The sequence below is a fragment of the Mucilaginibacter sp. Bleaf8 genome (genome assembly GCF_018390515.1).
Classification (GTDB): domain Bacteria; phylum Bacteroidota; class Bacteroidia; order Sphingobacteriales; family Sphingobacteriaceae; genus Mucilaginibacter.
In genome coordinates this window covers 181,589-196,242 of sequence record NZ_JAHBBK010000006.1, presented here as the reverse complement: position 1 = coordinate 196,242, position 14,654 = coordinate 181,589, and the positions used below count along the sequence as shown (strand labels likewise).

At 40.1% G+C, this 14,654-nt stretch carries 11 protein-coding genes and 1 rRNA gene; 7 read left to right on the top strand and 5 right to left on the bottom strand.

Translation table 11 applies throughout. The annotated features are described in order from the left end of the window. Together rrf and KHS38_RS20690 are read left to right on the top strand one after the other, a co-directional pair. A 5S ribosomal RNA gene (rrf, locus tag KHS38_RS20695) occupies positions 1 to 101 on the top strand; the annotation flags it as partial. A 389-nt stretch (positions 102 to 490) separates the two neighbouring features. Next, complete coding sequence (locus KHS38_RS20690) at positions 491 to 2,023, top strand: DEAD/DEAH box helicase (protein WP_213490565.1); 1,533 nt, start codon at positions 491 to 493, stop codon at positions 2,021 to 2,023. Between the two features lie 193 nt (positions 2,024 to 2,216). On the opposite strand, the gene KHS38_RS20685 is transcribed toward KHS38_RS20690, so the two are convergent. The 5 genes from KHS38_RS20685 to KHS38_RS20665 form a co-directional block, all read right to left on the bottom strand. Continuing rightward, positions 2,217 to 3,881 (bottom strand): PNGase F N-terminal domain-containing protein, encoded by a 1,665-nt coding sequence (locus KHS38_RS20685; protein WP_213490563.1) that lies wholly within the window; start codon positions 3,879 to 3,881, stop codon positions 2,217 to 2,219. Between the two features lie 94 nt (positions 3,882 to 3,975). Next, the gene (locus KHS38_RS20680; protein ID WP_213490561.1) at positions 3,976 to 5,076 is read right to left on the bottom strand and encodes a glycosyltransferase; all 1,101 of its coding nucleotides are present in this window, start codon (positions 5,074 to 5,076) and stop codon (positions 3,976 to 3,978) included. A 400-nt stretch (positions 5,077 to 5,476) separates the two neighbouring features. Beyond that, entirely contained in the window at positions 5,477 to 5,911 is a 435-nt protein-coding gene (locus KHS38_RS20675; protein ID WP_213490559.1) for a BLUF domain-containing protein, read from the bottom strand. Between the two features lie 545 nt (positions 5,912 to 6,456). Further along, positions 6,457 to 6,828, bottom strand: a complete 372-nt coding sequence (locus tag KHS38_RS20670) for a helix-turn-helix domain-containing protein (protein ID WP_213490558.1) — start codon at positions 6,826 to 6,828, stop codon at positions 6,457 to 6,459. A gap of 80 nt (positions 6,829 to 6,908) precedes the next feature. Then, the gene (locus KHS38_RS20665; protein ID WP_213490557.1) at positions 6,909 to 7,430 is read right to left on the bottom strand and encodes a UpxY family transcription antiterminator; all 522 of its coding nucleotides are present in this window, start codon (positions 7,428 to 7,430) and stop codon (positions 6,909 to 6,911) included. 893 nt (positions 7,431 to 8,323) lie between these two features. Here KHS38_RS20665 and KHS38_RS20660 point away from each other — a divergent pair. The 5 genes from KHS38_RS20660 to KHS38_RS20640 are packed head-to-tail and all read left to right on the top strand — an operon-like array spanning position 8,324 to position 14,654. After that, positions 8,324 to 9,112, top strand: a complete 789-nt coding sequence (locus KHS38_RS20660; protein WP_349627946.1) for a polysaccharide biosynthesis/export family protein — start codon at positions 8,324 to 8,326, stop codon at positions 9,110 to 9,112. 8 nt (positions 9,113 to 9,120) lie between these two features. After that, the gene (locus KHS38_RS20655) at positions 9,121 to 11,490 is read left to right on the top strand and encodes a GumC family protein (RefSeq protein ID WP_213490556.1); all 2,370 of its coding nucleotides are present in this window, start codon (positions 9,121 to 9,123) and stop codon (positions 11,488 to 11,490) included. 24 nt (positions 11,491 to 11,514) lie between these two features. Next, positions 11,515 to 12,363 (top strand): O-fucosyltransferase family protein, encoded by an 849-nt coding sequence (locus tag KHS38_RS20650; protein ID WP_213490554.1) that lies wholly within the window; start codon positions 11,515 to 11,517, stop codon positions 12,361 to 12,363. After that, complete coding sequence (locus KHS38_RS20645) at positions 12,353 to 13,672, top strand: lipopolysaccharide biosynthesis protein (protein WP_213490552.1); 1,320 nt, start codon at positions 12,353 to 12,355, stop codon at positions 13,670 to 13,672. The genes KHS38_RS20650 and KHS38_RS20645 overlap by 11 nt, the downstream gene beginning before the upstream one ends. A 10-nt stretch (positions 13,673 to 13,682) precedes the next feature. Further along, positions 13,683 to 14,654 carry a nucleotide-diphospho-sugar transferase gene (locus KHS38_RS20640; RefSeq protein ID WP_213490550.1) on the top strand — a complete coding sequence of 324 codons (972 nt, stop codon included), beginning with the start codon at positions 13,683 to 13,685 and terminating at the stop codon, positions 14,652 to 14,654.

Below are 14,654 nucleotides of genomic sequence, written 5' to 3'. Positions count from 1 at the left end.
TATCGGCGGTGTCCACCTCTTCCCATTCCGAACAGAGAAGTTAAGCCCGCCAGAGCCGATGGTACTGCGGTAACACGTGGGAGAGTAGGTCGGCGCCAAACCCTACAAATCCATGCCCCTCTTGCAATTATGCATCAGGGGCTTTTTGCTTGAAGGGGACATATCTCCCAAATACTATCCCACTGATGAGAACTGTCTATATCCTACAAACGCCAGCTCCCTGTATTCAGCTTAGTATCGCAAAACCAATTAATCATCTGCTGCAAGTGTCCAAACTTAGCATCTACAGTCTAAAAGATATTATACTTTTCCAGATTCCAGGTCAACTCTGTTTGTGTGGTGTAGTCCTTAAGTGTCATTTTTAGCGTAGGCGCTTGAATTAGAATAGTGTCTATATAGTTATTAGTTCAAAGCAAGAGTTTGGCTGTATTATTGATAAACTATCACTACTACAATAGCTGATTTAAAGCTGATTTTAGATTGATAACCAATGGAAAACGCTGACAACTACTCTACCTACACACCTGCAACCGAACTATATGATTATCAGGAAGCAGACATCAATAAGCTTTTTAATATACTTGAGCAAGCCGAGCACGGATATAAATTGTTATACCAATTGCCTACAGGTGGAGGGAAAACGGTTATCTTTTCGGAGATTGTTAACCGTTTTATTCATAAGTACCATAGCAAGGTTATGATTCTTACCCACCGTCAGGAACTGTCTGTGCAGACTTCTGCGACGTTAAAAGGTTGTGGTATTAAAAACAAAATAATAAATAGTTCAGTAAAGCGGCTGAGTAAAAAAGAACAATACCGTTGCTATGTGGCCATGGTTGAAACCTTAAACAACCGCATCAACGATGGTGTAATTGATACCAGTGAAATCGGCTTAGTTATTATTGACGAAGCACATCATAACTCGTTTCAAAAGCTGCTTGATAAGTTCGAAAATGCAAAGATTATTGGTGTAACGGCTACGCCATTCAGTTCAGATATCAGTTTGCCCATGCGAGATACGTATAATGAACTGATAGTTGGCGAGAGCATCGAGTCCTTAATAGAAAGGGGCTATTTGGCTGAGCCGGCTACATGGCGGTATGACGTGGAGCTTAATACTTTACAGAAGAATAACTTTGGCGATTTTACGGTGAGCAGCTCAGATGAACTTTATGCATCACCAGCCATGCTTGAGCTATTATTGCATAGCTATGAGGAGCACTCTAAAAACAAAAAGACGCTAATTTTTAATAATGGAATCTTTGCATCCAAAGCTGTGTGCCAGATGTTTAATGATGCAGGCTACCCGGCAAGGCATTTAGATAATGAGACACCGGCCGAAGAACGGGCAGAAATTTTAAAGTGGCTGAAGAAAACAAAAAATGCCATACTAACTTCAGTATCCATCTTAACGACCGGATTTGATGAGCCGTCTGTGCAAACTGTTATCCTCTATCGGGCTACAACCTCATTAACCTTGTATCATCAAATGATTGGTCGCGGTTCACGTCGGTTGCCGAGTAAAAAAAAGTTTACTATAATTGATTTGGGTAATAATACTGACCGGTTTGGTGCGTGGAATGCCTCAGTAGATTGGCAGTATGTGTTTGAAAACCCGGAGGCATTTTGTGAAAGTATCCATGCTCAAATTACTCATGACACGCACCAAATGCCATCAGATATGCGTAGTAAGTTCCCCAACAGCTTGGAAATCTCTTTTGATATACAAAAGGCTTATCATGATGCCTTGGAAAATAATCAAAAAGCTAAAACTGTAATTGAGGGTTCTCTTAATCAGCATGTGCAGATGTGTGTAGATAACAGCGCCAGCATTAGTGATGCCATTGCGCTATCTGCAGAGCTGGATAAGGAAATTGAATGGCGAGTTAAACAATATGGTAAGTGCCTGGGAAAGGTAACCAAGAATTATTTGGAATGGTTGCGTGATGACTATAAAGCTAAACTTAAAGAACGGATAGAAGAGACGATGCGCCCTGTTAGTCCTTTACGAGCAGCTGTATAATTTTCCTGCTTGAAATCTTGGTAGACTTCTTTGTTAGTTTAGGCGGTAATTAGCATTCGGAATCTGGAAGAATGTGAATCTTACTTTTAGAGCTTTCTGCTACCAGTATTGAAGATATAATTAAAAAGGATGGCTTGGATCATTCAAGCCATCCTTTTTTAATAAAGCTATTTGTATGCAAATGTTAAAAGTATCAATTGCTTGTTCCTATCAGGCATCCGGATACATTCCATGAGCTGAAAGCTGTACCTTCTCTTTTCCCCAAGGGTATAGCTACTTTAAAGGTATGCTTACCTGGTTGCAAGTCGGGTAATGGAATATACACAGGAGGGGTAATGCTGCCGGGGCACCAGTTGGAACGGCTCAGGTCAGAAGATGACTGGCCGTTGGCAAAGTTTCCGGATGAGGGGTTTAACAGACGGTAAGTGCCGCAATCCGTTCTCCACGGAATAAAATGGTATACCCGCCGGCCATCCACAAAGATTTCATTCAGCTTTTGGTTAAACTCATCTCCACCGCCCCAGCCGCCATGACCGGTAGTAATATAGCGCAGCTGTAAATTCTTTACTCCTTGTGGAACATTGATACTGACAGTTAGCGAGTCATGGTCGAACATGGTACCGTACTCCTGACCTGCCATTTCCATGAGATTTGTGGTGTTAAATATGGGCAACAGAAACTGAGCTGGCTTTTGGGATCCTTCCCCGTCGCCAGGGTAGTATTTTAAACGAAGGCTTACTTTGTGTCCGCCCTTATCGTAATTGCCAATAAATACGCCAATCCACACTTCACCTTGCAAGCGGGGCTGCATATCCGTAATATCTTGCCTGAATACGGCCGAGTCTGCCCAGTTATACCCCTTTATGTTTGAAGCTGCATTGTATTTGTTGATACCGAATGGTGTAAAGAAACGCAACAGCTCCATCGTTGGTAAATAATTATCCGTAGCCACAACGCCCTGATATTTGTCTTTATATACCGGTAGCGCCTTTACGCCTTTCTGCAGCCCATCTAAAAATGATTGCTGTTTGTCAACAGGAATCATAAATACAGAGCCTGTCCGGTCATAAGCATCCCCATTTGAATATTGTGCCAGCTCTGCAAATAGTTGGGTGCCTGCCATGTAGTCTGGTATTTTAACCTTCTTTAAAATTACAGTACCTCCGGCATAGTGATAAGTAACATTTGTTTGCCCATTGGCGGGGTTTGGCTTATCGTAGCCAAAAGAGATTTGTTCCTGGTTAAAAATACTTATTGTTTTGTACCTGCTTTCTATTACTTGCTGGTTGTAAGTAGCAGCATCTACCACCGTGCCCATACCGGCAGTAGTAGGCCAATTGAGCGTTGCAGGTTTTACTTTGCCCCTATTTATTTGGGTAGCAATTACTTCCTGCTCACCATTTCTCACTGTTTTTAATATCAAACCCAATCCCGGTGTTATACCAATACTTGGTCCGCCTTTAATTGGCAGGGCATTAGTGTACCAAACTTCGATGGTGTTAGAGCGGATAATGACTTTAGCTTTTTTACAGGGATAGCCCAATATAGTAGCGGTATCTGGCAGCAGTTCTGGTTGCTCGTAATCTTTAAAATCTTTTAGTTGAGTAACATGAGTATTATTTTGCAAGGTTAGCACTTGCATGGTGCGGTTTGTTGCATAGTCCAGATAAGATTGTTCTTTTGCGTTCGGATCAGCAACTCTTTGCAGATGCGCATGCTGCCCATCAATAAACAGCTTCAGCCGGCCTTCAGGCACTTCTTTACCATGATATTTAACATCATAGGTGATGGTAGCACTATTTTGGGCAAAACCACTTGTTCCAAATAGCAGGCAGGCAAACAGGAATAGATATTTCATGATTCAGGCTTATAGAATTAAGTCGTGGTGCAAGATAGCTATAAATAAAAAGCCTCGACGAAATTCTCTTAATTATGCCTGTTACTCATTTACTTCAACCGGAAATAACAGCGTCATTTTGATAATAGCCACGTTTAGAAAGCGAATTTAATGTTTGCGCAACATCATGGGCTAATAGTTCCAGGTTATAGTGCTGCTCAACAAGCTTTCTGGCTTTTTTTCCCATACTTGTGGCTACATCTTCATGCTCGGACAAATATTTGACGGCATTGCTGAACGCCGCACTATCACCATATGCAACTTTTAGGCCTATGCCCTCCTTTTCCACATCAATAGGAAAATAAGGATTGTTTGAGGTTATAATGGCTTTACCCAAGGCCATCGCCTCATATAGGGATGTTAAACCGACAGTATAGTTATGTTCATGCGCACAGATGGCCATACAGTAACTGTGATAAACAACTTTGGAAAGATAGGCGTTTACGGAAGCATCTCCCTCAACGATATTTACCTCAATATTTGGAGCACCTTTGTTGGCTTCAGATAATATCTTTTCATTGTTCATATGCCCATGCTGCCTGGTTGTGAAAAGTTTGAGCTGATGCCCGGGCGATTGTTCAAAAGCTTTGATTAGCGTAGGGAAGTCACGGTTTTCCCTTCCTGTAGAGCAATAATATTTTTCGGGTTTACCAGGTAAGTTTTGCTTTTCCTTATTGATGATGCGATCATAGTAGGCGAGATCCGGTCCCCATTTCATGAATTGAAGCTTATCTGCTGCTATTACACCTGGTGCTACCGACTCTTGTATGTGCATTTCGCTGAACATAAACATCTTATCAAACCCGCTGTAATATAATTTTAGTAGCCTTTTAACAACGGCATTACCAGAAGCTTTGAGAGCTCTATGTTGCCATACTACAATAGGCTTGGTGAATAACCCGAGGCATCTAAGTAATACTAATACTTCCAGCCCATTTGCGGTCGATGCATATAAAGCTTGGTAGGGCTTGCTTCCGAGTGTAAGTTTGATGGCAAGTTTAATGCCTCTCCATATTCGGTTTGCTGCAGAGGAGTCGTTGCAGATAGATACATTGATGCCATGTTTTTCCAGATCAGTTGCTGCATAAAAGAAATGATGTGGCAAACTGTCAAGATCGGCGGGCTTAAAAAAGCGATGGTAAAACTTTACATCCATACTTGAAATTTTCAACAAGAAACAATTAATGAAACCAGCTTTTTGAGCTGTGCAGAATTATCAACTTGATTAATTCATTCAAGCCAATTGGATTAATATCATTCAATTAAGCCTTACCGTAATTAGTAGGGCCATTCAGCTTGTCGTTGGTTAAAAATTCTTTAAGTAATAAGGATAACGTGATGACCACGTTAAAAAACATTTTCATGTGTATAAGCGCTTAATAGTGTTAGTCTAATTTCGGGACTAAATATTTCACTGCGCTACACAGTTAATGCCTCAATATGGTACACACCATATTCATCTAACTGAAAGTTAGTATAAATGAGAAAGTTTATAGGAGTACTCTTGAAGTAAAGAAGCCGGGTATGTTGGTCAGGTTAATTTGTAATAATAAAAATTAAGCATGTTGAAAAGCCTTTAAGAACTTTACTGCCGCATCTGAATTTCCAAAGCCGGGGCTCTTTAGTATGTTCTCATCCATTTCGAAGAACATCCGAAGGTCGGGGTGTGCTGACAGATCGATATGTTCAGATCTGAATTCCCAATTATTATAATACCGCTCACTACAATCACCTTGTTTAAGGATAGTTGGCTGCTGATGTAGTGCATCACGTTCAATTATTTTATAAAGGCGCTCAACTTCATCTTTCGGCCCCTCAATCAATTGCATAAATCGGCCCTCTATGTAAGTCCCAGCTTCTCCCTGAATATAAACCAATACACCGGTTATTTGATCCTTTTCATCCCAGGACTTTACATACATAGGGGTATTAGCAATATCCGAACTGGTTAATTGCCCGTTAGCTTTGCTTATATAAATCAAATGGTACATAATGAAGTGAAAAGAACTGCTACCAGTGGTAGCTTATATTTATGTTTGTGTGTGTTTAACGCTTTGTGAATAAGGGTTAAGTGGCAAGCAACAGCTAATTATGGCTATTCCTATAAATAACCTGCGAAATGAAAGGCCCGTCGCTGGCAATTATAGCATAATTGTGTAACTATACCTAAAAAACGATTTTAAATCATGATTAATTAATTGGTGCTATAGTAATCGGTCTGCTTGTGCATACATACAATCTTTTTAGGCCTATTAAATCCTTATTTAACTAACCTTGTATAGCGTTGTTGTACGTAATTGTTGTAATTAGGTTTCCTGATGTGTTGATTTATTTAGCAGCATTTTTTAGAAAGGAGTAAATTACTACGGCATATACAAATGCTGCAACCACTTCTTATCTACGCTGAGATAGGATAATGCAGAAAGTAATAATATCGAGAATGGAAGCCTTGACTGAAGAGGGAGTAAAAAACCGCTATTAAATGGGGATTTAGCGGTAAAAGCTTTTGCAGAACTTAACAGTTAATTAGCAATAGCTATTTTTTATTTTGAGCTTCCATGTTTTGGCTAAGCAGTTCATTGTACTTCTCTAACAAAGTGATGTATTTATCTTTCCAATGATCTGTGGGTGCTTGTTCGGCCTGTTGTTCATCATTATCTGATGATGTTTCCGGATTATTTGCCAGGTATTCAAATTCGTTGGTCCTGAACAATTCCGGGAACTCTTTTGAAAAGTCGTAACTTAATACGCCGCCAATGCGATATATAACCTCAGTTTTAAGTCTTTTTTTATTGAACCAATTATATATCGATCTTCGGTTTACGTTCATCAGGCGTGCCAGCTCACTTATACTGTAGCCGTCCCGCCTTATAACTTTTTCCACTATTTGACCGTAATGCTTATTCATAAACGTATACAAGGAATAATGTGAAGTTCTTAATTTAAGTAATACGAAATATTTGTGTGTACAGATTATAAATACCCTAATTAATTAAGGTTTTCACGATCTACTTTAACAACTACTGCACAACCCAGTTTTTCAAGAACTAAAAGCACGGACTTTCCCTGTATTTTTAATACTCTACCTTCATAGTCAACCAGTGGGCCTTCGTTTATTTTTACGGTATCACCAATATCATACCTGTCAACACTCACTGTTTCTAATTCTTCGCTCGACTGGAGTATGGTATTGATTCTGTTGATTTCTCCGTCTTCCAATACCACCGGCTTATTGCAGTGTCTTACAAAACTAACGATGCCCGGGGTTTGCTGTATGCGGTCTTGTTCAAGAGGGGATATATGAACAAATAAATAGGAGTTAAAAAGAGGAACTTCAACAGTTTTTATTCTATCGCTCCATGCGCTTTTTCTTTTAATTAAAGGGCAAAAACTGGTAACGCCCTGGTTCTTTAATAACTTGTCAGCTTTCTTTTCCCATTTCGATCGGGTGTAAACAACCATCCAACGCTTCGCGTTCGAGGGTTTATCATTGGATTTTATAATTCTCATGTTATATCTATATGCTTATGCAACCAAAAAAACCCAACTAAGTAGCAGATAATATAAAACTTGAACCGTTAGGATAAAATATTAGGTTTATGATAGATGAATGCCTATATAAAGCAAGTATTATTTAATAATCACTTTTCTTACAACTTATACTAAGATAGCCTATATGAGAAATATAGTATACGTTAACTGAACACTTGTATACTATTATGTGCTAACTTTTATGAATGTGAGAAAAAGGTTAACTGAAATTCAACTTACTTTTTCCTCAGGTGTATTATTTTATCTTCATTATATGTGTGAATATTGGTTTACTTAAAATAAAATTAACAGTATAGGAATGATAATCAAGGCAATATGTTTTTTTGTTATAAGTTTTTACGGCCAAATTTAACTCGGTTATCGTAATAGGAAATTTGTGCTGTTTGATAAATGATGAAGTTTGCAATATATCGGCACTCCTGTTATTAACATTGAATAGAAATGGGAGAATCGTTGAAAAAAGAAGAAAAACTAATTTTTTTTCTTTTCATAGTTAAGAAAATCCGAAAATATCAGTGCTCATCAGGTCTTTTATTGCGCACTTTCTTGCGCAGTTAGGGTGCTGTCTTTCCCGGAAAGCTTCTCAGTATAATAATGTTTATACATTAACAGCACATCCGCTCAATCAGGTTTTATTTATTATTAGTGCGCTGTAAGTTTGTAGCGAAGTAATAAGTCTGTGTAGGCAACTAATCAGCAACACAATAAAGGCTAATTATTTTACCTCTAAAAAATAAAGCCAGTGTAACTGGAGTGGCGAAGCTATTGCCGCTACTTAAAAACTACCCAACTACATATTGCTATCTGCAAATTCAAAATAAAGTCTTTATAAGTTACCTAAAAAATTCATTGTGATCAAATTAACCTTCCAGGGCAAAGGCCTGTCTTTTCTTGTGCTCTTTTTCGTGCTGATTGTGTACTCATCTTGTAACTCGTACAAGAAGATACCTTACTTCCAAAATTTAGATAAGACTAGGAATACCGCTCAGGACATTACCAACTACACACCTATAACTATACAACCATCAGATATTTTAGGCATTAACGTTACCAGTTCCAATCCCGAGGCCAGCGCTGTTTTTAATTACAACCTGGGTTCAATTAATGGTACGGCCAATATCAGCTCCAATAATCCGGTTATAGGATACCTGGTAAATACACAAGGCGAGTTAGTATTGCCATTATTAGGGAAGGTACAAGTAGCAGGAAGTACCGTTTCTGATTTGGAAGTTAAATTGCAAAAGGAGTTGTCGCCCTATTTGAAAAACTGTTTGGTGAATGTACGCCTAATCAATTTCAAAGTTTCGGTTTTGGGCGATGTGGAGCATCCCGGCGTTTTCCCGGTTGCTAATGAACGTGTAACCCTGAACGAAGCTATAAGTCTTGCAGGTGATCTGAATATTACAGCGCTACGCAAGGTTTTGCTTATCCGCGAGGTAAATGGAAAGCGGGATTTTATACCTATTGATCTTACATCGAAAGACCTGTTCTCATCTCCTTACTATTACCTTAAAAGTAATGATGTGATATATGTACAGCCCGGTAAAAACAAGTTTGCAAGCGTTGACAATAATTATAGAACGATAAGCTTAATTCTGTCTGCACTTTCTATAGCGGCCATCATACTCACACGCAATTAATACCTGATATGAACAACGAAAGAATTGTCATTGCCCCGTTTGAGTATACTCAGGACGGCAATAAAACCAACATGTTCAAAGTTATCCTCGTGAAGTATCTTTACCACTGGCCATTGTTTGTGCTTGGGGTAGCTTTGGCGCTTATTGGTGCGTTTATCTACACGCAATATATTGATCCAACTTATACCATCACGGCCAAGTTGCTTATATCAGACGATAAAAAAGAAAGCTCTGTTGATAAGATGATGCAAAAGATGGATGTCTTTGAATCATCTAAAGTTATTGACAACGAAAGCGAAATTTTGCAGTCAAGAACATTGCTGGCCCGTGTCATCAATGATTTGAACTTGTATTCGACCTACAGTAAGCCCGGCAAATTCAGAGATGTTGATATTTATGATAACACGCCTGTGCAGTTGCGGCTCCTGAATCAGACCAGCGATCACTTCAATACTTCCTTTACTATTCGCATCAATAATGCCAATGAGTTCACTTTAGTAAATAAAGATGAAAATGATAAGACGTTCAAATTCAGTGACGGCATTAAAAACAGTTTTGGATCATGGCGTTTAGAAAAGACAGCCAATTTCAATAAATACATTGGCAAAGAGATCCATATAGCTACCCGCGATACCGAACAAGTGGTAAATAGTTATGTGAACAAGATCAAGTCGAGCAGGCTAAACAAGCTGGCTTCTGTAATTGAATTATCACTGCAAGACAATGTACTGCAACGGGGAAGAGATATACTGCTGCATACCGTGGCGGCTTACAATGATCAATCGGTAAAAGAAAAAAAGCGCTCCGCCGAAAATGCCTTGCTCTTCATTAACAGCAGGCTGAAAGACGTATCAGGCGAACTTTCATCGGTAGAAAAAAGCTTTGAAGGCTTCAGAAGCCAGAAAGGCCTGACGGATGTGTCGTCCGAAGCAAAGCTCTACCTGGAGAATGTTAAATCTAACGATACCCAGTTAAGCGAAATCAATGTACAGCTTGATGTTATTAATGGTATTGAGCGTTATGTACGGTCTTCGCTAAGTGTAAATAGTGCGCCGGCCACCATCGGCATATCCGATCCGGGGCTTAGCGCCCTGGTGAGGCAATTAATGGATTTACAAGCGCAGCGTGACAAACTGTTGGCCACAACGCCCGAAAAGAATCCCATTTTTGAACCGGTTAACCGGCAGATAGCTTCCACAAAAGCATCCATTCTTAATAACATCAGTGGTATTAAATCATCACTATCAGCCAGCAAAAGGCAGTTACTGGCAAATAGTAATAGGTTTGAATCATCCATCAAAAATATTCCCGGTCAGGAGCGCCAGTTTATCAATATCAAAAGGCAGCAAACCAACAAAGAAAACTTATATGTATACCTTTTGCAAAAGCGCGAAGAGGCTGCATTAAGTTATGCTTCAACCATTAATGACAGCCGCTTAATTGATTATACTTATGTTAAATCATCAAGCAAAAAGATCATTTATATCATCGCATTCATGCTCGGCATATTTGTACCACTGGGTATTATTTATTGCCGCGATAGCCTGAACGACAGGGTAAATACCCGTACCGATATCAGCAGTAAAACCACGGTGCCAATATTAGGCGAATTGGTATACCATGAGGGCAAGCATCCATTGGTTATCGGTAAGCACAACCAAAGTAACTTTGAGATCAGTGAACAGTTCAGGGTTTTGCGTACAAACCTGCACTTTATACATGCCACCCGGCAAAGAGGGCGGGTAACATTGCTTACATCCAGCATTGCTAATGAAGGTAAAAGTTTTGTGACCAGTAATTTAGGTGTTACACTGGCGGTGTCGGGCAGAAAAACAATTATTCTGGAGCTGGACCTGCGCAAACCTAAAATTCACGAAAACTTTAAGCTAAACCCTTACCACAAAGGTTTGAGTGATTATATAGAAGGTACAGCTACCATCAATGAGATTATTCAGCCATCGAATTATAACGACAACCTGTTTGTCATCACAGCAGGTACAGCCACCTTCAATCCGTCTGAACTGCTGGAACAGCAACAGGTGGATATGTTACTGGATGATTTACGCGGCATTTTTGATGATATATTACTTGATACGCCGCCAATAAATATTGTGACCGATGCTATGGTCTTATCACGTGTAAGCGATGTAACGTTGTATGTAATAAGGCAGGGTTTAACCAAAGCATGGGAACTGGAGATGACGGAAAAGCTGTTTAAGCAGCACCAGATACCGAAAATGAACATTGTATTTAACGGCGTACGGAAAGACAAGTATAGCTATGCAGAAAACCACAATTATGCGCGATATGGCTATACCCAGGAGGTTCAGGAGTATACAGCCGCTGTAGCTATCAAATCTATTCTTAAGCGATTTTAATAAGATACTTAAAATATCATCAGCATGAAGTTACTATTAGTCAGACCCCTTGGCGGCATTGCCAACCGGATGCGTGTACTTGAATCGGCCTATAATTTTGCAGCTGCGGCATCATCAAAGCTGGTTGTGTTTTGGGAAAGGAACGGTAATTTGAATGCCAGGTTCAGTGAGTGCTTCGAGCCTGTGGCCAATATGCAGGTTATTGAGATGGACATGCATGGCAGCGGTTTTACCGATAAGATTAACAGGCGTTTGCTGGATATGGCTGCAAGAACATTCTCCGGCTTTTTAGCTGACAAAGCTATCACAGACAGCACCATAGAAGAAAAGCTTCTTGAATACAATTTTCAGTTACCGGCTATGCGAAACTACTTTAATGCGCTTGGCCTTCAAAACCGCGGGATCCGAATTGATACCTGCCTGGAGTTTTACCCGAATCAAAAGAACTTCCAGCTTGAGATATTAAGGCCCATTCAATTTAAAAGCATGAGTATATTGAAAAACTCAGGGCCGGTTATAGGGGTGCACGTTAGGCGTACGGACAATTATCATGCTATTGAAAAATCGCCGTTGGATGCATTTATTGAAGAAATTAAATGGACGATCAGTGTCAGTCCGCAAACAAAATTCTACCTGTCAACAGATTCGCAGGAGGTAAGTGAAAGCTTAAAAGGCTTATTTCCGGATCATATCATTGTTGGCGTTTCAACCAGAAACCGTGATTCAAAGGAAGGAATCACAGATGCACTGACAGACTTGTGCTGCCTGAGCATGTGTAATGAAATTTGGGGCTCTCAGGACAGTAGCTTTTCTGACCGGGCGGCAAAGATCAAAAATATTCCGCTAAAAATTATTTTACAACATGCCGGATAGTACTACGTCGCAAGTTGCTATTCCATCCAGGTTTATTTTTCTTAAAAATTTTATCCTTAAAAAGAATGTACTTGGTAAACTAAAGTCTGGCGGCATTTACCTGTTGGTGCCGGTTATCAACTTCGGGATTTCTTTTATCACATCCCCCATATTTGCCAGGTACCTCTCGGCCGAAGATTACGGATATTACGGTTACTATTCAACGCTTGCTTCCTTTTTGCTGGTGTTTTCCAGTCTTTCTCTCCAAACGTATTATATGTCGGTGTTCTTTAAAGAAACTGAGGAGAAAAGGAGAACCATACAAACAACGCTAAGCATCTTTACCCTGGTTTGGAACCTGGTGTTTTTTCCGATAGCGTACCTGAGTATTTACTTGTACTTAAAGTACTCACATTCGCAAATACCGTTTTTTCCCTTTGCGCTGCTGGCCCTGCTTACCAGCGTTTTAGGTATCTTTAAAGGTTTTGTGCAGGTAAACTACAGGTTAGGCAACCAACCCGTTCGGTACCTGTTTATCGTAGCAGGCTACCGGGTATTAGGCATTTTAATGTCACTGTACTTTGTGATTGGTGCCCATATGGGTTTGCAAGGGCGGATGTTAGGCGTGTTCGTTGTTGAGATCGCTTTTTTTGCGATCTCGTTATATAGCATACTAAGCAAGCAGCAAATCAGGCTGGATAAGGCTACCTTAAAACCGGCTATACGCAAAATACTGCCCTTAATACCTGCTTCGTTTTTATTCTGGCCGTTGATGAGCTTTGATAATATCGTGGTCGAAAAGCTGAACCAGCCCGCACAAATGGGCTTATATAATATCGGTAAAGGTATTGCCAATTACCTCTTTATCGCATTGCAATCACTGTTTCAGGCATTTGAGCCTGATATATATAAATATGCGTCTACTTACAACTTAAAAGGACTTAAAAAAACTGCTTTGTCAATTTTGGTTATTGTGGTTGCTGCTACTCTTGTTTTTACGGTAGGCTCACCTTATTTAATTCACTATTTAACGGCCGGCCGGTTTACCGAAGCTATTAAGTACTCTAATATATTTGCGGTTACTTATGCCTTAATTATCATATACTCCTTACTGGATGCGATGATACTGGCATGGCAAGACACCAAAATTAATTTAGCCATCAATATAGTAGGGGCATCATTAAGCATTATTACTTATATACTTGGCGCACGTTATTATCAGCAAACAGGGGTGGCCGCAGCTACTGTAGCTACACATCTGGTACTAATCACGCTGCTGATTCTTTTCATATCCAGAAAGTTCAAGAACCATCGTTTGGCTCAGGCATAAGCACTTTACCATGCAAGATAATACATATGATATTCCTGTTTTATTGGTAACCTTCAACAGGCCCGATTATACAGTAAAGGTGCTTGAGCGGATAAAAGAGCTGCAGCCACGTAAACTATATGTTTTTTCGGATGGTGCACGTGCCCATAAGCCTAATGAACATATAGCTGTAAACCAGTGCCGCGAGCTGTTCAACTCTGATAATATCAACTGGGATTGTGATATCCAAACCTGGTTTTGTGATGCAAATATGGGTTGTGGCAGGGCGGTCAGTTCTGCAATAAGCTGGATGTTTGCGTCGGAAGAATACGGTATTATATTGGAAGATGATTGCTTGCCTGATATCACCTTTTTCGAGTACAGTGCCGCCATGCTGCACAAGTATGCACAGGAGCCACGAGTGATGCATATTGCCGGAACCCGGTGGAACGAGGAATTTGATACCGGCAGCGCCAGTCATTTTTTTAGTCGGGTAGGGCATGTATGGGGATGGGCCACCTGGAAACGTGCCTGGGATTTATACGATTTTGAAATGAGCGGATGGCATGCCGCTTACGATCGTCAGATGTTATACCGGCAGTTGAAGAGCAGAATTCAAACCCACTTTTGGATTGATTGCTTTGATCGCATCTTTAAAAAAGACACTTACGCTAAAGATACCTGGGATTACCAGTGGCAATATGCCCTGTTCAAAAACCAGGGCTTGTCGGTTGTACCTCAGGGAAATTTAATATCAAACATTGGTATTACCGGCGCGCATGCCAATGCGCATAGCGAGCAGAAGGATATTTATAACCGAAAAACAATTGCGTGGAACATTCCTGCTGAGCTAATTAGTAACCCGGATATAAAGGCTAATGAGGCATTTGATTCCTATCATATCACCAACTACTTTTTAAAAGCGAGCAACCGCATACACCGGTTAAGATGGCACCTGAAGCGGTTATATCATTTAACAAAGTCTTCTGAAATTAACATATAA